Annotated in this window: 18 protein-coding genes; 16 read left to right on the top strand and 2 right to left on the bottom strand. The window is 70.1% G+C overall.

The window, feature by feature from the left end; translation table 11 throughout:
* Positions 1-8 precede the first annotated feature (8 nt).
* The 4 genes from mqnC to ACH4U7_RS15545 all read left to right on the top strand — a co-directional run bounded on the left by mqnC (position 9) and on the right by ACH4U7_RS15545 (position 3997).
* Positions 9-1208 (top strand): cyclic dehypoxanthinyl futalosine synthase, encoded by a 1200-nt coding sequence (mqnC, locus tag ACH4U7_RS15560; RefSeq protein ID WP_398528425.1) that lies wholly within the window; start codon positions 9-11, stop codon positions 1206-1208.
* 49 nt (positions 1209-1257) lie between these two features.
* Entirely contained in the window at positions 1258-1707 is a 450-nt protein-coding gene (locus ACH4U7_RS15555; protein WP_398528424.1) for an imidazolonepropionase-like domain-containing protein, read from the top strand.
* 66 nt (positions 1708-1773) lie between these two features.
* Positions 1774-2466: a demethylmenaquinone methyltransferase gene (locus tag ACH4U7_RS15550; protein WP_398528423.1), complete on the top strand. Its 693-nt coding sequence runs from the start codon at positions 1774-1776 to the stop codon at positions 2464-2466.
* 124 nt (positions 2467-2590) lie between these two features.
* Entirely contained in the window at positions 2591-3997 is a 1407-nt protein-coding gene (locus tag ACH4U7_RS15545; protein WP_398528422.1) for a geranylgeranyl reductase family protein, read from the top strand.
* Positions 3998-4012: 15 nt separating this feature from the next.
* On the opposite strand, the gene ACH4U7_RS15540 is transcribed toward ACH4U7_RS15545, so the two are convergent.
* Positions 4013-4798, bottom strand: coding sequence for a VOC family protein (locus ACH4U7_RS15540; RefSeq protein WP_398528421.1), 786 nt, complete (start codon positions 4796-4798; stop codon positions 4013-4015).
* Between the two features lie 311 nt (positions 4799-5109).
* Here ACH4U7_RS15540 and ACH4U7_RS15535 point away from each other — a divergent pair, with 311 nt between their 5' ends.
* Positions 5110-5526: a CBS domain-containing protein gene (locus ACH4U7_RS15535; RefSeq protein WP_385613697.1), complete on the top strand. Its 417-nt coding sequence runs from the start codon at positions 5110-5112 to the stop codon at positions 5524-5526.
* A 298-nt stretch (positions 5527-5824) separates the two neighbouring features.
* Here the strand turns inward: ACH4U7_RS15535 and ACH4U7_RS15530 are convergent, their stop codons facing one another.
* On the bottom strand, positions 5825-6649 hold the full coding sequence (locus ACH4U7_RS15530) for a C40 family peptidase (RefSeq protein WP_398528420.1): 825 nt from the start codon (positions 6647-6649) through the stop codon (positions 5825-5827).
* Between the two features lie 718 nt (positions 6650-7367).
* On the opposite strand from ACH4U7_RS15530, the gene ACH4U7_RS15525 reads away from it, so the two are divergent.
* From ACH4U7_RS15525 to nuoK, 11 genes are all read left to right on the top strand, one after another.
* Positions 7368-7727, top strand: a complete 360-nt coding sequence (locus ACH4U7_RS15525; protein WP_089509764.1) for an NADH-quinone oxidoreductase subunit A — start codon at positions 7368-7370, stop codon at positions 7725-7727.
* Between the two features lie 37 nt (positions 7728-7764).
* Positions 7765-8319, top strand: a complete 555-nt coding sequence (locus ACH4U7_RS15520) for an NADH-quinone oxidoreductase subunit B family protein (protein WP_089509763.1) — start codon at positions 7765-7767, stop codon at positions 8317-8319.
* Positions 8316-9050 (top strand): NADH-quinone oxidoreductase subunit C, encoded by a 735-nt coding sequence (locus tag ACH4U7_RS15515; RefSeq protein WP_398528419.1) that lies wholly within the window; start codon positions 8316-8318, stop codon positions 9048-9050. Before ACH4U7_RS15520 ends, ACH4U7_RS15515 begins: the two co-directional genes overlap by 4 nt.
* Entirely contained in the window at positions 9050-10384 is a 1335-nt protein-coding gene (locus ACH4U7_RS15510; protein WP_398528418.1) for an NADH-quinone oxidoreductase subunit D, read from the top strand. The genes ACH4U7_RS15515 and ACH4U7_RS15510 overlap by 1 nt, the downstream gene beginning before the upstream one ends.
* A 142-nt stretch (positions 10385-10526) precedes the next feature.
* The gene (gene nuoE / locus ACH4U7_RS15505; protein WP_398528417.1) at positions 10527-11369 is read left to right on the top strand and encodes an NADH-quinone oxidoreductase subunit NuoE; all 843 of its coding nucleotides are present in this window, start codon (positions 10527-10529) and stop codon (positions 11367-11369) included.
* Positions 11369-12751 carry an NADH-quinone oxidoreductase subunit NuoF gene (gene nuoF / locus ACH4U7_RS15500; RefSeq protein ID WP_398528416.1) on the top strand — a complete coding sequence of 461 codons (1383 nt, stop codon included), beginning with the start codon at positions 11369-11371 and terminating at the stop codon, positions 12749-12751. The genes nuoE and nuoF overlap by 1 nt, the downstream gene beginning before the upstream one ends.
* A complete protein-coding gene (locus tag ACH4U7_RS15495) occupies positions 12748-15243 on the top strand; it encodes an NADH-quinone oxidoreductase subunit G (protein ID WP_398528415.1) in 2496 nt (831 codons plus the stop codon). Before nuoF ends, ACH4U7_RS15495 begins: the two co-directional genes overlap by 4 nt.
* Entirely contained in the window at positions 15240-16604 is a 1365-nt protein-coding gene (gene nuoH, locus ACH4U7_RS15490; protein WP_398528414.1) for an NADH-quinone oxidoreductase subunit NuoH, read from the top strand. Before ACH4U7_RS15495 ends, nuoH begins: the two co-directional genes overlap by 4 nt.
* On the top strand, positions 16597-17253 hold the full coding sequence (nuoI, locus tag ACH4U7_RS15485) for an NADH-quinone oxidoreductase subunit NuoI (RefSeq protein ID WP_398528413.1): 657 nt from the start codon (positions 16597-16599) through the stop codon (positions 17251-17253). The genes nuoH and nuoI overlap by 8 nt, the downstream gene beginning before the upstream one ends.
* Positions 17250-18206, top strand: coding sequence for an NADH-quinone oxidoreductase subunit J (locus ACH4U7_RS15480; RefSeq protein WP_398528412.1), 957 nt, complete (start codon positions 17250-17252; stop codon positions 18204-18206). Before nuoI ends, ACH4U7_RS15480 begins: the two co-directional genes overlap by 4 nt.
* Positions 18203-18502: an NADH-quinone oxidoreductase subunit NuoK gene (nuoK, locus tag ACH4U7_RS15475; RefSeq protein ID WP_014178692.1), complete on the top strand. Its 300-nt coding sequence runs from the start codon at positions 18203-18205 to the stop codon at positions 18500-18502. Before ACH4U7_RS15480 ends, nuoK begins: the two co-directional genes overlap by 4 nt.
* Positions 18503-18504: the final 2 nt, after the last annotated feature.

Below are 18504 nucleotides of genomic sequence, written 5' to 3'. Positions count from 1 at the left end.
ACGCCCCGGTGACCGAGAACGCATCGCTTCAGGCCGTCCTCGACCGCGCCGCCGCCGGGGGCCGTATCACCCCGGAGGAAGCGCTCGACCTGTACCGGTCCGCCCCGCTGCACGCGCTCGGCGCCGCCGCCGACGCGGCCCGCCGCCGCCGCTACGCGGGCGTCGAGCACATCGCGACGTACATCATCGAGCGGAACATCAACTACACCAACGTCTGCGTGACGGCCTGCAAGTTCTGCGCCTTCTACGCCGCGCCCAAGGACACCGCCAAGGGCTGGACCCGCGACCTCGACGACATCCTGCGCCGCTGCGCCGAGACCGTCGAACTCGGCGGCACGCAGATCATGTTCCAGGGCGGCCACCACCCGGACTTCGGGGTGGAGTACTACGAGCAGCACTTCTCGGCCATCAAGAAGGAATTCCCGCAGCTGGTGATCCACTCGCTGGGGGCCTCCGAGGTCGAGCACATGGCCCGGATCTCCGGCGTCTCGGCCGAGGAGGCGATCCGCCGCATCCACGACGCGGGTCTGGACTCCTTCGCGGGCGCGGGCGCCGAGCTGCTGCCCGAGCGGCCGCGCAAGGCCATCGCGCCGCTGAAGGAGTCGGGTGAGCGCTGGCTGGAGATCATGGAGACCGCCCATAACCTCGGGGTCGAGTCCACCTCCACGATGCTCATGGGCACCGGCGAGACGAACGCCGAGCGGATCGAGCACATCCGCATGATCCGCGATGTGCAGGACCGTACGGGCGGCTTCCGCGCCTTCATCCCGTACACCTACCAGCCCGAGAACAACCACCTGAAGGGGCAGACGCAGGCGACCATCTTCGAGTACCTGCGGATGCTCGCGATCGCCCGGCTGTTCCTCGACAACGTGGCCCATATCCAGGGTTCCTGGCTGACCGTCGGCAAGGAGGCAGGTCAGCTGTCGCTGCACTACGGGGCGGACGACCTCGGCTCGGTGATGCTGGAGGAGAACGTGGTCTCCTCGGCGGGCGCCCGGCACCGGTCCAACCGGATGGAACTGCTCCACCTCATCCGTACGGCGGGGCGGGTGCCCGCGCAGCGCGCCACCACGTACGAGCACCTGGTCGTGCACGACGACCCGGCGAACGACCCGGTCGACGACCATGTCGTCTCGCATCTGTCGTCGACGGCGCTCGAGGGCGGCACCGCCCACCCGGAGCTCAAGCTGATCGACGCCTCTTGAGACGCCTCTTGACAGGTCTGCCGATAAACCTCCTGATACGACACTTCTGATGCTCACCCTCCACACGGCGCCCCTCGTCCGGCTCACCCCCGACGACGCGGCGCCGCTGCGTGACGCCGCCGTCGCGGTCGACGGCGACCGGATCGCGGCGGTCGGGCCGCTGGACGAACTGCTCCGGGCGTATCCGCGGGCCCGGGTGCGCCACTGGCCCGGCACGCTGGGCCCGGGCCTGGTCCACGACGCGCCGGTGCCCGACGCGCCCAGCCCGCGCGAGCGGATCCACGCGCTGCTGCGGCTGGGCGCGACGGCCGTCGTCGCGGCGCGGGTCACCGACCCCGAGCTGCTGGCGGCCGCGCGGCGGGGCGGCGTCGCCGTCCTGGACCGGCCGCGCCCGTCCGCGCTGGTCGAGACCGGCCGGGCGGACCTCGCGGCCTTCGACGCGGACGGCGTGTGCGTGGCCACGGTGCTGGCCGGCCGGCTGGTGCACCGCCGCCGCTGAACCGCCGCTGAACGACACGGGCGGGCCCCGCGCGGGGCGTGCCGGCGCCAGGTGAACAATGGGGGCGTGACCCGAGCATCCCTGGACAAGCAGCCGCACGAAGTCGCCGCGATGTTCGACGACGTGGCGGCCAAGTACGACCTCACCAACGACGTGCTGTCGCTCGGGCAGGCCCGGCTGTGGCGCAAGGCCGTGGCGCGGGCCGTCGCCGCGCGCCCCGGCGAGCGCGTGCTCGACCTCGCCGCCGGTACGGGCACCTCCTCGCTGCCGTTCGCCGCCGCCGGTGCGTACGTCGTCCCCTGCGACTTCTCGCTCGGCATGCTCCGGGAGGGCAAGCGGCGCCATCCGTGGCTGCCGCTCACGGCGGGCGACGCGACCCGGCTGCCTTTCGCCGACGGGGTCTTCGACGCCGTCACGATCTCCTTCGGGCTGCGCAACATCCAGGACACCCATGCGGCGCTGCGCGAGCTGCTGCGCGTGACCAGGCCCGGCGGGCGCATCGTGATCTGCGAGTTCAGCCACCCCACCTGGCGGCCGCTGCGCACCGTCTACACCGAGTACCTGATGCGCGCCCTGCCGCCGGTCGCGACCGCGGTCAGCAGCAGCCCTGACGCGTACGTCTACCTCGCCGAGTCGATCCGGGCCTGGCCCGACCAGGCCGGGCTGGCCGCGCGGCTGGGCAAGGCGGGCTGGGCGAAGGTCGCCTGGCGCGATCTGACGGGCGGGATCGTGGCGCTCCACCGGGGCGTCAAGCCGTAACCACCGGGGCGTCAGGCCGTAACCACTGGCGCCGTCAGGCCGCAGCCACCGCGACGTCAGGCCGCAGCCACCGCGACGTCAGGCCGTAGCACCACGGCGTCAGGCGATCGCGGCGTCAAGCCGGATGCGCGGCAGGCACGACCAGGGGTGGCCCTCCGTATCCGCCGGAGCACGCCACATAGACTGCAACCGTCCAGTGCCCGGCGCGACCGGCACGCCGTTACCGAGCCTTCGGGAGACCCGCGTGAGCGAGACCGCATCCACGGAGCGGACCGCCGATGTCATCGTCGTCGGCGCCGGGCCCGCCGGCTCCGCCACGGCGTACTACCTCGCCAAGGCCGGCCTGGATGTGCTGCTGCTGGAGAAGACGGCGTTCCCGCGCGAGAAGGTGTGCGGCGACGGGCTGACCCCGCGCGCCACCAAGGAGCTCGTCGCCATGGGCATCGACGTCTCCGAGGAGGCGGGCTGGCTGCGCAACCGGGGCCTGCGGATCATCGGCGGCGGGGTGCGTCTTGAGCTCGACTGGCCGGAGCTGGCCTCGTACCCGGACTACGGTCTTGTCCGCAAGCGCGACGACTTCGACGAGCAGCTGGCGCGGCAGGCCCAGAAGGCCGGCGCCCGGCTGCACGAGCGGTGCAACGTGGGCGCTCCGGTCATCGACGACCGTACGGGCAACGTCATCGGCGTCCAGGCCAAGCTCGGCGTGGAGAAGACGCCGGTCACCTTCCACGCCCCGCTGGTGGTCGCCGCGGACGGCAACTCCACCCGGCTCTCGCTGGCCATGGGGCTGCACCGGCGCGAGGACCGGCCGATGGGCGTGGCGGTGCGCACGTACTTCACCTCGCCCCGCCACGACGACGACTACCTGGAGTCCTGGCTGGAGTTGTGGGACCGCCGCGGCCCGCAGGACCGGCTGCTGCCCGGCTACGGCTGGATCTTCGGCATGGGCGACGGCACCAGCAACGTCGGCCTCGGCGTGCTCAACACCTCCGGGTCCTTCAAGGAGCTGGACTGGCGCGAGGTGCTCAAGGCGTGGTGCGCCTCGATGCCCGAGGACTGGGGCTACACCCCGGAGAACATGACCGGCCCGATCCGCGGCGCCGCCCTCCCCATGGCCTTCAACCGCCAGCCGCACTACACCCGGGGGCTGCTGCTGGTCGGTGACGCGGGCGGCATGGTCAACCCGTTCAACGGCGAGGGCATCGCCTATGCGATGGAATCCGGCCGGATCGCGGCGGATGTCATCGTCCAGGCCCACGCCCGCGCCACCGCCGCCCGCCGCGAACTGGCCCTCCAGCGCTATCCGAAGGTCATCAAGGACACCTACGGCGGCTACTACACGCTGGGCCGCGCCTTCGTGAAGCTGATCAGCAATCCGACGGTCATGAAGCTGGCGGCCCAGCGCGGTCTGACCCACCCGATGCTGATGCGGTTCACGCTGAAGCTGATGGCCAACCTCACCGACCCGACGGGCGGCGACGCGATGGACCGCATCATCAACGGCCTGGCGAAGGTGGCCCCGAAGGCCTGACGCGGCTCAGGCCGATCAGGCGGCCGTCGCCGGGTTGGCGCTCGTGATGACGGCGAAGTGCGCGCCGGCCGGGTCGGCCAGCCAGGCCATACGGCCGATGTCCTCGGCCGTCATGGCGGGCATCAGCACCGACGCGCCCAGCTGTTCGGCCCGGGCGACGACCTGGTCGCAGTCCGCCACCTCGAAGTACGGCAGCCACTGCGGGACGTCGTGCCCCTGCTGGAGCGGTGCCATGCCGCCGAAGGAGCCCTCACCGCCGGGCCCGGCGGTGGAGAGCACGGTGTAGGTCCCGCCGGAGAACGACATCTCCTCGGCGGTCCAGGCGAACACCGTGTGGTAGAAGGCGATATTGGCGACCGGGTCGGGGGTGTGCAGCTCCACCCAGCACAACGTGCCCTGCTCGGTGACCGCTTCGAGGCCCTGGGTCTTGCCGGGCTGCCAGACGGCGAACCGGGCACCGCCGGGGTCGGTGAACTGGGCCATCCGCCCCTCGTCGAAGACGTCGAACGGTTCGGTGCGCACCGTGCCGCCCGCCTCCGCGACCAGCGCGGCGGTGCCCGTGGCGTCGGTGGTGTGGAAGTACGGCGTCCAGGCGGGGCGCGCGCCCTCCTCGTGGAGCGGGCCGAGTGCCGCGACGGTCTTGCGGTCCTTCTTGAAGAAGCCGTAGCCGCCCGCCTCGGGACCGGCCGACTCCGAAGTCCAGCCGAACAGGCCGGTGTAGAAGGCGGCGGCCGTGTCGGTGTCGGGGGTGCCGAGGTCGAGCCAGTTGGGGGCGCCAGGGACGTAGTCGGTGGTGAGCATGTGCGCTCCTTCGGCGGATCCTGGTGAGCCGGGGTCGCCGGGGCCGGATCCCGCGCCGCCGCGGGGCTGCGGCCGCCCCGGCAGTTCTCAGTCTGGCACCGGGCACCGGAGGCCGCCGCTGGGAGGCCGGGGCGGGCCGGGGTCGGGTCCGGGGCCGATCGGGAGGGCTTTGCGGGCGGCCGCCGGTCGCGAGGCGCCCGGGGCGGTGGTGACATTGAAGGAGAGGGGGCGCCGTGGCGCCGGGCCGCGGTGACACCGGATCGGGCCCGCGGGTCGGTTCCGCCGGCGGTGGGCCGTCAGGAGGACACACCATGACCAAGGCCGCAGACATCATGCACCCGGGCGCACAGTGGATCCCCAAGTCCCAGACGTTGGACCGCGCGGCTCAGCTGATGCGGGACCTGAACGTCGGGGCGCTGCCGATCGCCGATGAGAACGAGCGGCTGTGCGGCATCCTGACCGACCGCGACATCGTCGTCGGCTGTGTCGCCGAGGGCAAGGACTGCTCCAGGACGACGGCGGGGGAGCTGGCCAAGGGCACGCCACGCTGGATACCGGCCGATGCGGACGTCAGCGATGTGCTCCGGGAGATGGAGCAGAACAAGATCCGCAGGCTGCCGGTGATCGACAAGAACAAGCGGCTGGTCGGCATCATCAGCGAGGCCGACCTTGCCCACCACCTCACCGAACCCCAGATCGCCGAGTTCGTGGAGAAGGTTTACGCATAGTAATTCTCCGCGTGGCCGTGACCCGGACAGCAGAGCATCGTTGAGCTGGACAGAGGGCGGCAAGACGCCCCGTCGAGTCAACCACGGCAGTCCGCGCCTCCGGGCCGGACACTCGTGGCAGCTGTGCTTCACCGCAGGTGAAGCACAGCCTCTGCTCGGCAGATTCCGGTGGGCGACATGTCTACCCCCGGGGGTACCTCCCATGCCGAAGGCTATGGGGGCGAGACCCGGCCTGCCGGGACCACGCCTGGGATGCCGTATTCGCAATCCGGACTGTCCCAGCAGTACGGGACAGCTCTTAGAGGAGGCGGACGGCGCCGGTCGGCGGGTCGTAGCTCAGCGGGCGCTCGACGATGCCGGTGCTCGGGTTCTGGGCGCCGATGAACTTGCCGTCGCCGATGTAGACGCCGACGTGGTACGCGCTGCCCCGGCTACCCCAGTAGAGCAGGTCGCCGGGCTGGAGGTTGTCCAGCGATACGGCGGTGCCCTGGCTGGACTGGTCCTGCGACACGCGCGGCAGGCTGATGCCGATCTGGTTGAAGGCGGCCTGGGTCAGGCCGGAGCAGTCGTACGAGGAGGGGCCGCTGGAGCCCAGCACGTACGCCTTGCCCAGCTGGGCCTTCAGGAAGTTGATCAGCGTCGCGGCATTGCCGGTCGCCTTCGTCGCGGTGGACGTGGCGTTCGACGTCGCGGTGGAGAGGGTGGTGCGCTCGGCGGCTCGGGACGCCCGCTCGGCCTTCTCCTGCGCCGCGCGGCGGGCGGCGGCCTTGCGCGCCGCCTCCTTGGCCTCGCGGGCCTTGCGGTCGGCCTCGACCTTGGCCTTCTTCGCCGCGGTCTTGGCCTTGGCGGCGGCCTGGTCCTGCTGCGCCTGGAGCTGGTAGTCGAAGGCCGCCTGGTGGGTGGCGTCGGCGGACTGCGCCGCGGTGCTCGCCAGGGTGTCGCCGAGGGTCGGCATCTCGAGCGTCGTCTCGGCGGCGGCCGACTCGGCGGCCAGAGCGGGTGCGGCGGCGCCGGCGACCGCGAGCGTCAGGAAGCCACCGGTGACCCCGGCGCGGAGTGCACGCGTGGAGGAGGCGGCACGGCGGGGCTTCCGGTGGCTGGGTATGTGTGCGGTCTGGGACATGAGTCCAACCGCTATCAGGGGTCGTAGGCCGGGATCAAGAAAAGTGGAGTGCGCCACATTTGACGTGTACGCGTCTGGAATGGCGGGCTCTCGATCTTGTTCCGGGCCCCGGACGCCGTGTCCGAATTTTTCGATCATGCCCGTACGCACGGCATTTGGCGGCCCTGGCGGGCTCCCGCGCGGCCTACCATCAACCCGACTGGCGCACCAAGGATTCCCATCAAATTGAGATCCACAACCTTTCGCGGGGTGGGATACCTCACTCCCGAACCCGGCTCGTGAACGAAAGCGCGTAGTAGCGATCAGGGGGCGGCGGGGCGGGGGTGACGGCGTCGCGGTCCACGGCCGGGTCACTCATCGGGATGGATGCCTCATATCAGACGGGGAAGTCCATCGCAAATTTGCGTGTAGGTACCATAGCTTGTAAAGAGCGCAAGCCGCTCACCTGTGACGACGGATCCATATGTCACGTCTCGTGATCGATCGGATGCTTCGAGTGCAAGATCACTTCTCATCCGACTTCATGATCCTTCGTCAGGTGGTGGAGATCACAAAGACGTTGTTGCACCCCGTGTCGCAGATCACATACCGGCGGGCATAGGATGCAGGCGAAACGGGCTTGTGAACTGCCTCACATGTGCGCGATCTTCGTGAGTGCGGTCCGCGCAGTCCGTGTGGTCCGCCAACCAGTCATCGTCGACTGAAGGGAGCGAGGACGGTGAACGCATACGCGCCCATCCTCGTACTGGGAGCCCTCGGGGCAGGCTTTGCGATCTTCTCGGTCCTCATGGCCACGATCATCGGCCCCAAGCGCTACAACCGGGCCAAGCTCGAGGCCTATGAATGCGGCATCGAGCCGACGCCACATCCGGCCGGCGGTGGGCGCTTCCCCATCAAGTACTACCTGACGGCGATGCTCTTCATCGTCTTCGACATCGAGATCGTCTTCCTCTACCCCTGGGCGGTCACCTTCGACGCCATGGGGCTGTTCGGGCTCGTGGAGATGCTCCTCTTCGTGCTCACCGTCTTCGTCGCCTACGCGTATGTGTGGCGACGCGGCGGCCTGGAGTGGGACTAGCGGCCTGGAATGGACTGAGTGAGAGGAGAACCGTCCCATGGGTATCGAAGACAAGCTGCCGAGCGGATTCCTGCTGACCACCGTGGAGCAGGCGGCGGGGCTGGCGCGAAAGTCCTCCGTCTTCCCGGCCACCTTCGGGCTCGCCTGCTGTGCCATCGAAATGATGACCACGGGCGCCGGGCGCTATGACCTCGCCCGCTTCGGCATGGAGGTCTTCCGCGGCTCGCCCCGACAGGCCGATCTGATGATCGTGGCCGGGCGCGTCAGCCAGAAGATGGCTCCGGTGCTGCGGCAGGTCTACGACCAGATGCCGAATCCGAAATGGGTCATCTCGATGGGCGTGTGCGCCTCCTCGGGCGGCATGTTCAACAACTACGCGATCGTGCAGGGCGTCGATCACATCGTCCCGGTCGACATCTATCTGCCCGGCTGCCCGCCGCGGCCCGAGATGCTCATGGACGCGATCATCAAGCTGCACCAGAAGATCCGCGAGGAGAAGCTCGGCGTGAACCGCGAGCGCGCGGCCCGCGAGGCGGAGGAAGCGGCGCTGAAGGCGCTCCCGACGATCGAGATGAAGGGGCTGCTGCGTTGACTGAGGCTAATGGCGTCAACCCCGACAAGGACCTCAACGCCGAGAACCTGCCCGGCAGCCGCGGCGATCAGGGTGAGCCCATCCGCGTCCAGCGCGGCATGTTCGGCGCCAACAACGGCGGCGACACCTCGGGCTACGGCGGCCTGGTGCGGCCGGTACGGCTGCCCGGCGCGGCCTCCCGTCCGTACGGGGGCTGGTTCGACGAAGTCGCCGACGAACTCGAGGGCGCGCTCGAAGAGCAGTCGCTGGTCCCGGAGAACGCGATCGAGAAGACCGTCGTGGACCGCGGCGAGCTGACCTTCCACATCGCGCGCGAGCATCTGCCGACGGTGGCCAGGACCCTGCGCGACGACCCGGCGCTCCGCTTCGAGCTGTGTACGGGCGTCAGCGGCGTCCACTTCCCCGGCGACAAGGGGCGTGAGCTGCACGCCGTCTACCACCTGCGCTCGATCACCCACAACCGGCTGATCCGGCTGGAGGTGAGCGTCCCCGACAGCGACCCGCACCTCCCGTCGATCGTCGACGTCTATCCGACCAACGACTGGCATGAGCGCGAGACGTACGACTTCTTCGGCCTGATCTTCGACGGCCATCCCGCGCTCACGCGGATCATGATGCCCGACGACTGGCAGGGCTTCCCGCAGCGCAAGGACTATCCCCTGGGCGGCATCCCCGTCGAGTACAAGGGCGCCCAGATCCCGGCTCCGGACCAGCGGAGGTCGTACAGCTGATGTCTGCCACCCACGCAACCCCCTCCGCCTCCACGCGCGAGACGACCGAAGGCACCGTCTACACCGTCACCGGCGGTGACTGGGACGAGGTCGTGGCCGCCGCGTCCCGGGCCGACGACGAGCGGATCATCGTCAACATGGGGCCGCAGCACCCGTCCACCCACGGCGTGCTCCGGCTGATCCTGGAAATCGACGGCGAGACGGTCACCGAGGCCCGCTGCGGCATCGGCTATCTGCACACCGGGATCGAGAAGAACCTTGAATTCCGGAACTGGACGCAGGGCACCACCTTCGTGACCCGCATGGACTATCTGACGCCCTTCTACAACGAGGCCGCGTACTGCCTGGGCGTCGAGAAGCTGCTGGGCATCGAGGATCAGGTGCCGGACCGGGCGTCGGTCATCCGGGTCATGCTGATGGAGCTCAACCGGCTCTCGTCCCATCTGGTGGCGATCGCCACCGGCGGTATGGAGCTCGGCGCGACCACCATCATGATCTACGGCTTCCGTGACCGCGAGATGATCCTGGACATCTTCGAGCTGATCACCGGCCTGCGGATGAACCACGCGTACATCCGGCCCGGCGGGCTCGCCCAGGATCTGCCGCCCGGGGCGGTCGACCAGGTGCGCGCCTTCGTGAAGAAGATGCGCAAGAACATGCCCGAGTACGACAAGCTCGCGACCGGGAACCCCATCTTCAAGGCCCGGCTGCAGGATGTCGGCTATCTCGACCTGGCCGGCTGCATGGCGCTCGGCATCACCGGACCGATACTGCGGGCCACCGGGCTGCCGCACGATCTGCGCAAGTCCCAGCCGTACTGCGGCTATGAGAACTACGACTTCGAGGTCCCCACCGCCGACACCTGCGACGCCTACGGCCGCTTCCTGATCCGGCTGGAGGAGATGCGCCAGTCGCTGGGGATTGTCGAGCAGTGCCTGGACCGGCTGGCGCCGGGACCGGTCATGGTCGAGGACAAGAAGATCGCCTGGCCGGCGCAGCTGGCGCTGGGGCCGGACGGTCTCGGCAACTCCCTCGACCACATCAAGAAGATCATGGGCACCTCGATGGAGGCCCTGATCCACCACTTCAAGCTGGTGACCGAGGGATTCCGGGTCCCGCCGGGGCAGGCGTACACGGCCGTCGAGTCGCCCAAGGGCGAGCTGGGCGTGCACATGGTCAGCGACGGCGGCACCCGCCCGTTCCGGGTGCACTTCCGCGACCCGTCCTTCACCAACCTGCAGTCCGTGGCGGCGATGTGTGAGGGCGGCCAGGTCGCCGACGTGATCGTCGCCGTGGCGTCCATCGACCCTGTGATGGGAGGCGTCGACCGGTGACCGGTGCACGCATGAGAGCTGCCTGCGCGCAGCGCAGCCGCTTGAGGGCGGTGGCGGGAGACGGGCGGGACGCCGGGCCGCAGACGACGACGAAGGCCGCACCTCTGCGCCGCGCGGGCGGAGAAGGGAACAGGGAGACGCTATGACCGATGTCCAGCTGGGAATGCCGCAGCTCCCCGCCCCCGACTACCCGGCCGAGGTTCGGGCACGGCTCGAGGCGGATGCCGAGGAGGTGATCGCCCGCTACCCCGACAGCCGCAGCGCGCTGCTGCCGCTGCTGCACCTGGTGCAGTCGGAGGAGGGCCATGTCACCCGCACCGGCGTCCGGTTCTGCGCCGAGGTGCTGGGACTGACCACCGCCGAGGTCACCGCGGTCGCCACCTTCTACACCATGTACCGGCGGAAGCCCTCCGGCGACTACCAGGTGGGGGTGTGCACCAACACCCTGTGCGCGGTGATGGGCGGCGACGCGATCTTCGAGGCCCTGCAGCGCCATCTGGGCGTCGGCAACGGAGAGACCACCGACGACGGCAAGATCACCCTCGAGCACATCGAGTGCAACGCGGCCTGCGACTACGCGCCCGTGGTGATGGTCAACTGGGAGTTCTTCGACAACCAGACCGTGGACTCCGCCAAGCAGATGGTCGACGATCTGCAGGCGGGCCGCACTGTCGAGCCGACCCGCGGCGCTCCGCTGTGCACCTTCAAGGAGACCGCGCGCATCCTCGCCGGCTTCCCCGACGCGCGCCCGGGCGCGGTCGAGGCGAGCGGCAGCGCCGGCCCGGCCTCGCTGGTCGGGCTGCGGCTGGCCAAGGGCGAGGCGGCCCCGGGCCGCGTCGTATCGCCCAGGTCCGCGGACTTCCCGGTGAACGAGCAGGCGGACGAGCAGGCGCCTACGCACCCGAGCTCCCATGACGCGCCGCAGCGGACCTCGGCCTCCGACCCGCACCATCCGTCCGGTCCGGTCACAGAGGAGGGGGAGTGATGACCGTGACAGTCGAGCGGGGCGAGTCCAGCCCCGAGAAGCTGCTGGCACCCGTGCTGTCCTCGTTCTGGGACGAGTCCAAGTCCTGGAGCATGGAGACCTATCTGCGCCACGACGGGTACGAGGGCATGCGCAGGGCCCTCGCCATGGCACCCGACGATGTGATCGCGCTGGTGAAGGACTCGGGGCTGCGCGGCCGCGGCGGTGCGGGCTTCCCCACCGGGATGAAGTGGCAGTTCATCCCGCAGGGCGACGGCAAGCCGCACTACCTGGTCGTCAACGCGGACGAGTCGGAACCCGGCACCTGCAAGGACATCCCCCTCCTCTTCGCCAATCCGCACGCCCTCATCGAGGGCATGATCATCGCCTGTCATGCCATCCGCTCCCAGCACGCCTTCATCTATCTGCGCGGTGAAGTCGTGCCCGTGCTGCGCCGGTTGCACGAGGCCGTACGCGAGGCGTACGAGGCCGGCTACCTCGGCAAGGCCGACGCGCGCAGGCAGAAGCTGGGGCTGGCCGATCTGCCCGATCTCGAGATCACCGTGCACGCGGGCGCCGGCGCGTACATCTGCGGTGAAGAGACCGCGCTGCTGGACTCCTTGGAAGGGCGGCGCGGCCAGCCGCGGCTCCGGCCTCCCTTCCCGGCGGTCGCGGGTCTGTACGCGTGCCCCACTGTCGTCAATAACGTCGAGTCCATCGCGTCGGTTCCCGCCATCCTCACCAAGGGCAAGGAATGGTTCCGGTCGATGGGCAGCGAGAAGTCCCCGGGCTTCACGCTCTACTCGCTGTCCGGACATGTCGCGGCCCCCGGCCAGTACGAGGGCCCGCTGGGCATCACCCTGCGGCAGCTGCTGGACATGAGCGGCGGTATGCGGCCCGGCCACCGGCTGAAGTTCTGGACGCCCGGCGGCTCTTCGACGCCGCTGCTCACCGAGGAGCACCTGGACGTCCCCCTCGACTACGAGGGCGTGGGCGCCGCCGGCTCGATGCTCGGCACCAAGGCGCTGCAGTGCTTCGACGAGACGACCTGCGTGGTGCGCGCGGTGACCCGCTGGACCGAGTTCTACGCGCATGAGTCCTGCGGCAAGTGCACGCCCTGCCGCGAGGGCACGTACTGGCTGGTTCAGCTGTTGCGCGACATCGAGGCGGGCAAGGGCCGCATGGAAGACCTCGCCAAGCTGGCCGACATCGCCGACAACATCAACGGCAAGTCGTTCTGCGCGCTCGGCGACGGCGCCGCCAGCCCCATCTTCTCCTCCCTCAAATACTTCAAGGAGGAGTACGAGCAGCACATCACCGGTGGCGGGTGCCCCTTCGACCCCGCCAAGTCCACCGTATGGGCCGACGATCCGAGCTCCACTCACCTGGGGGTGACCGCATGACCGTGACCACCAATGCACCCTCCGGAGGCGGAGAGGCGGCGGTGCCACGCGAAGATCTGGTCTCTGTCACCATCGACGGAATCGAGATCTCCGTCCCCAAGGGGACCTTGGTGATCCGCGCGGCCGAGCTGCTCGGCATCGAGATCCCCCGCTTCTGCGACCATCCGCTCCTCGACCCGGCCGGCGCCTGTCGCCAGTGCATCGTCGAGGTCGAGGGTCAGCGCAAGCCGATGGCCTCCTGCACGATCACCTGCACCGACGGGATGGTGGTCAAGACCCAGCTCACCTCGCCCGTGGCCGAGAAGGCGCAGCGCGGTGTGATGGAGCTGCTGCTGATCAACCACCCGCTGGACTGCCCGGTCTGCGACAAGGGCGGCGAGTGCCCGCTGCAGAACCAGGCCATGTCCGCCGGGCAGGCCGACAGCCGCTTCGAGGGCCATAAGCGCACCTTCGCCAAGCCGGTGCCGATCTCGCCGCAGGTGCTGCTGGACCGCGAGCGGTGTGTGCTGTGCGCGCGCTGCACCCGGTTCTCCAACCAGGTCGCGGGCGACCCGATGATCGAGCTGCTGGAGCGCGGCGCCCTGCAGCAGGTGGGCACGGGTGAGGGCGACCCGTTCGAGTCGTACTTCTCCGGCAACACCATCCAGATCTGCCCGGTGGGCGCGCTGACGTCGGCCGCCTACCGCTTCCGCTCCCGCCCCTTCGACCTGGTCTCCTCGCCGAGTGTGTGCGAGCACTGCTCGAGCGGCTGCGCGACCCGCACCGACCACCGGCGCGGCAAGGTCATGCGGCGGCTCGCGGCGGACGACCCCGAGGTCAACGAGGAGTGGATCTGCGACAAGGGGCGCTTCGGCTTCCGCTACGCGCAGCTCCCCGACCGGCTCACCACCCCGCTGGTGCGCGACCGGGAGACGGGCGAACTGGAGCCGGCGAGCTGGCCCGAGGCGCTGGAGGCCGCGGCCACCGGCCTGGCCGCGGCCCGCGGCCGCGCGGGCGTGCTGACCGGCGGCCGGCTGACCGTCGAGGACGCGTACGCGTACGCGAAGTTCGCCCGCGTCGCCCTGGACACCAACGACATCGACTTCCGGGCCCGGGCGCACAGCGCCGAGGAGGCCGACTTCCTGGCCACCCAGGTGGCGGGCCGGGGCCGCGACCTGGACGGCGGCGGCCTGACGTACGCCGCGCTGGAGAAGGCCCCGGCCGTCCTCCTGGTCGGCTTCGAATCGGAGGAGGAGGCGCCCGGCGTCTTCCTGCGGCTGCGCAAGGCCCACCGCAAGCACGGCCAGCGCACCTTCTCGCTGGCCACCTACGCCACCCGGGGCCTGACGAAGGCGGGCGGCACGCTGCTGCCCGCGGCCCCCGGCACCGAGACCGAGTGGCTGGACGCGCTCGCGGGCCGCACCGGCCTTGACGCCGACGGGGAGCGGGCGGCCGAGGCGCTGCGCCTCGACGGCGCGGTGATCGTCGCAGGTGAGCGGCTTGCGACCGTACCGGGGGCGCTGACCGCCGCCGTACGGGCCGCCGCCGCCACCGGCGCCACGCTGGTCTGGATCCCGCGCCGGGCGGGGGAGCGGGGCGCCATCGAGGCGGGCGCGCTCCCCGGGCTGCTGCCCGGCGGGCGCCCGGTCACCGATCCGCGGGCCCGCGAGGAGACCGCCGAGGTCTGGCGCGTCGCCGAACTGCCCGGCCGGACGGGCCGGGACACCGGCCGGATCGTCGAGGCCGCGGCCGACGGCGAGCTCGGCGCGCTGGTGGTCGCGGGCGTCGAGATCGCCGATCTGCCCGACCCGGCACGGGCTGTCGAGGCCCTGGAGGCGGTCGGCTTCCTGGTCAGCCTGGAGCAGCGGCCCACCGAGGTCACGGCGCACGCGGACGTGGTGCTGCCGGTCGCGGCGGTCGTCGAGAAGGCGGGCACCTTCCTCAACTGGGAGGGGCGGGCCCGGCCGTTCGAGGCGGCCATCAAGCCCGACCAGATGACCCGCCGCCATGTCCTTCCGGACGCCCGGGTGCTGCACATGCTGGCCGACGCCATGGATGTGCCGTTCGACCTGCCGGACGTCCAGGCCGTACGGGACGAGCTGACGCGGCTCGGCACCTGGCCCGGCTCCCGCGGCATCGGGCCGATGGAGACCGGCGGGCCGCTGCCCCGCCCCGGCGAGGGCGAGGCACTGCTCGCGGGCCACCGGCTGCTGCTGGACCAGGGCCGGCTCCAGGAGGGCGACGCCGCGCTCGCCGCGACCCGCCACGCGGCGGTCATCCGGCTGTCGGAGGCGACCGCGGAGGAGGCGGGGGTGCGCGACGGGGAGACCGTACGGGTCACCGGCCCGGCCGGGTCGCTCCAGCTGCCCCTGGCGGTGACGGAGATGCCCGACCGGGTGGTCTGGCTGCCGCTGAACTCCACGGGCGGCGGCGCGTACCACGACCTGGGCGCGCGCCCCGGTGAACTGGTCAAGATCGGCGCTCCCGCGACCGAACCGGAGGTGACCTCATGAACCTGAGCTACCTCGCCGCAGAAGACCTGTCGATGTTCGGCCGCGACCCCTGGTGGCTGATCCTGATCAAGGCGGTTTTCTGCTTCGCCTTCCTGATGGTGACCGTGCTGATCTCCATCGTCATGGAGCGCAAGGTCGTCGGCTGGATGCAGCTGCGCATTGGCCCGAACCGGCACGGCCCCTGGGGCATGCTGCAGTCCCTGGCCGACGGCGTGAAGCTGATGCTGAAGGAAGACATCGTCGTCAAGGGCGCGGACAAGGTCGTCTACGTCCTGGCGCCGGTCGTCGCGGCCATCCCCGCCTTCATGGCGGTCGCGGTCATCCCCTTCGGCCCGGCCGACAACGAGATCTCGATCTTCGGGCACCGCACCACGATGCAGCTGACCGACCTGCCGATCGCGATCCTCTACATCCTGGCCACCGCCTCGGTGGGCATCTACGGCATCGTGCTGGCGGGCTGGTCGTCCGGTTCCACGTATCCGCTCCTCGGGGGCTTGCGCTCCTGCGCCCAGATGATCAGCTACGAGATCGCGATGGGCATGTCCTTCGCGGCGGTCTTCCTCTACTCCGGGTCGATGTCGACCTCCGAGATCGTCAACTCCCAGCACGACCGCTGGTACGCGCTGCTGTTGCCGGTCTCCTTCATCATCTACATCATCGCGATGGTCGGTGAGACCAACCGCGCGCCCTTCGACATGCCGGAGTCCGAGGGCGACCTGGTCGGCGGCTTCAACACCGAGTACTCGTCCATCAAGTTCGCGATGTTCATGCTCGCCGAGTACATCAACATGGTCACCGTCTCGATGGTCGCGGTCACCCTCTTCCTGGGCGGCTGGCGGGCGCCATGGCCGATCAGCACCTTCTGGGCGGGGGCCAACCACGGCTGGTGGCCGATGCTCTGGTTCGTCGGCAAGGTCCTCTCGCTGCTGTTCGCCTTCGTCTGGATCCGCGGCACGCTGCCGCGGGTGCGCTACGACCAGTTCATGAAGCTGGGCTGGAAGGTCCTCATCCCGGTCTCGATGGTCTGGCTGATGCTGGTCGCGACCGTGCGGGCGCTGCGCAACGAGAACTACGACTACCAGGACATCGTGCTGTACGTCGGCGGCGCGGTCCTCGTCCTGTTGCTGCTGTCGTTCGTCGTCGACATCTTCCGCGACAGGGACGCTTCGCGGGCCGAGGCGGAGGCCGAGGGCGGCCCGGAGCCCGCCTTCGACCCGATGGCGGGCGGCTTCCCGGTGCCACCGCTGCCCGGCCAGACCCTGCCGCCCGCACCGCGCCGACGCCCGCGACACGACCGCGAGCTGATTGTCAGTGGCGGGCCCGACACTGTCAGTGACGGAAAGGAGGCCGACGGTGTCTGACTTCCAGAACCCGGTGGCCGGCTTCGGCGTGACCTTCAAGGCCATGTTCAAGAAGCGGCTCACCGAGCAGTACCCCGAGGAGAAGAAGCCGACCGCGCCCCGATTCCACGGACGCCACCAGCTCAACCGCCATCCGGACGGGCTGGAGAAGTGCGTCGGCTGTGAGCTGTGCGCCTGGGCCTGCCCGGCGGACGCGATCTATGTGGAGGGCGCGGACAACACGGACGAGGAGCGCTACTCCCCGGGTGAGCGCTACGGCCGCGTCTACCAGATCAACTATCTGCGCTGCATTCTGTGCGGTCTGTGCGTGGAGGCGTGCCCGACGCGCGCGCTGACCATGACCAATGAGTACGAGCTCGCCGACCGGACCCGCGAATCGCTCATCTACACCAAAGAGGAGCTGCTCGCGGGGTTGGAGGAGGGCATGGTCGACTCCCCGCACGCCATCTACCCCGGCATGGACGAGCAGGACTACTACCGAGGTCTGGTGACCGAGGCCGCGCCCGGGACGGAGCGCCAGGTGGCGGTCAGCAAGGGCGAGACCGCGCCCGAGGACACCCCTGAGGCCGCCCCGGCTGCCGATGAGGGTGCCGGGGAGAACGGCGGGTCCGGTGGAGCCGAGCGGCCGCAGCGGGAGGTGCGGGCATGAGCAGCATGCTGGCCGCCGCCGCCTCCACCACCTCCACCGGCGAGGCGGTGCAGTTCTGGGTCCTCGCCACCGTGGCCGTGATCGGCGCCCTGGGTACGATCCTGATGCGCAAGGCCGTGCACAGCGCCCTGTGCCTGGCGGGCACCATGATCGTTCTGGCGGTCTTCTACCTGGCCAACGGCGCGTACTTCCTGGGCGTCGTCCAGATCGTCGTCTACACCGGCGCGATCATGATGCTCTTCCTCTTCGTCGTCATGCTGGTCGGCGTCACCGCCGCCGATTCGCTCAAGGAGACGCTGAAGGGGCAGCGCTGGCTCGCCGCCCTGTGCGGGCTCGGGTTCGGCATCCTGCTGTGCGCCGGGATCGGCAATGCCTCGCTGAAGAGCTTCAAGGGCCTGGGCGAGGCCAACTCCGGCGGCAATGTGGAGGGCCTGGCCACCCTGATCTTCACCAAGTACGTCTTCGCCTTCGAGATCACCGGCGCGCTGCTGATCACCGCGGCGGTCGGCGCGATGGTGCTGACCCACCGCGAGCGTACGGAGCGCGCGCTCAGCCAGCGCGAGCAGGCCGAGCGGCGAGTGCGCACCGGCACACAGGTGCCGCCGCTGCCCGCGCCCGGCGTCTACGCCCGGCACAACGCGGTGGACATCCCCGGTCTGCTGCCCGACGGCACGCCCGCCGAGCTCTCGGTCAACGCGACGCTGCGCGGCCGCGGCCAGATCCGGGACGTCTCCGGGAAGGCGCTGGCCCAACTGGCCGCCCTGGAGCAGCGCTCGGCGCGCTGGCTGGGGCGGGACGCCAAGGGCGGCAAGGGCGCGGGGCGCCCCGGGGGCGCGAAGGGCGCCGAGGGCGCCGGGGGTGCTGAGGGCGCCGACCGCCACGACAGTGCTAACGGCGCGGCAGGTCCGGGCGGCGCCGACCATCCGGAGGACTCGAAGGGGGTCGCCAAGTGAACCCGGTCAACTACCTGTACCTGGCCGCCCTGTTGTTCACCATCGGCGCGGCCGGGGTGCTGATCCGGCGGAACGCGATCGTCCTCTTCATGTGCGTCGAGCTGATGCTGAACGCGTGCAACCTGGCGTTCGTCACCTTCTCCCGGATGCACGGCAATCTCGACGGCCAGATCATCGCGTTCTTCACGATGGTCGTCGCGGCCGCCGAAGTCGTGGTCGGCCTCGCGATCATCGTGTCGGTGTTCCGCGCCCGCCATTCGGCCTCGGTCGACGACGCCAGCCTGATGAAGCTCTAGAA

This window comes from Streptomyces sp. NPDC020845 (genome assembly GCF_044334165.1).
Taxonomy (GTDB): domain Bacteria; phylum Actinomycetota; class Actinomycetes; order Streptomycetales; family Streptomycetaceae; genus Streptomyces.
Note: the sequence above shows the minus strand (reverse complement) of the source record. Positions and strands in the feature narration are given on the sequence as shown.

Coding starts and splice junctions, on each gene's coding strand:
- nuoF (WP_398528416.1), top strand. CDS start 11,369: ATGACCGTGACAGTCGAGCGGGGCGAGTCCAGCCCCGAGAAGCTGCTG.
- ACH4U7_RS15480 (WP_398528412.1), top strand. CDS start 17,250: ATGAGCAGCATGCTGGCCGCCGCCGCCTCCACCACCTCCACCGGCGAG.
- ACH4U7_RS15545 (WP_398528422.1), top strand. CDS start 2,591: ATGCGCGGCAGGCACGACCAGGGGTGGCCCTCCGTATCCGCCGGAGCA.
- ACH4U7_RS15495 (WP_398528415.1), top strand. CDS start 12,748: ATGACCGTGACCACCAATGCACCCTCCGGAGGCGGAGAGGCGGCGGTG.
- ACH4U7_RS15520 (WP_089509763.1), top strand. CDS start 7,765: ATGGGTATCGAAGACAAGCTGCCGAGCGGATTCCTGCTGACCACCGTG.
- ACH4U7_RS15510 (WP_398528418.1), top strand. CDS start 9,050: ATGTCTGCCACCCACGCAACCCCCTCCGCCTCCACGCGCGAGACGACC.
- nuoH (WP_398528414.1), top strand. CDS start 15,240: ATGAACCTGAGCTACCTCGCCGCAGAAGACCTGTCGATGTTCGGCCGC.
- nuoE (WP_398528417.1), top strand. CDS start 10,527: ATGACCGATGTCCAGCTGGGAATGCCGCAGCTCCCCGCCCCCGACTAC.
- ACH4U7_RS15535 (WP_385613697.1), top strand. CDS start 5,110: ATGACCAAGGCCGCAGACATCATGCACCCGGGCGCACAGTGGATCCCC.
- ACH4U7_RS15540 (WP_398528421.1), bottom strand. CDS start 4,798: ATGCTCACCACCGACTACGTCCCTGGCGCCCCCAACTGGCTCGACCTC.
- ACH4U7_RS15530 (WP_398528420.1), bottom strand. CDS start 6,649: ATGTCCCAGACCGCACACATACCCAGCCACCGGAAGCCCCGCCGTGCC.
- ACH4U7_RS15555 (WP_398528424.1), top strand. CDS start 1,258: ATGCTCACCCTCCACACGGCGCCCCTCGTCCGGCTCACCCCCGACGAC.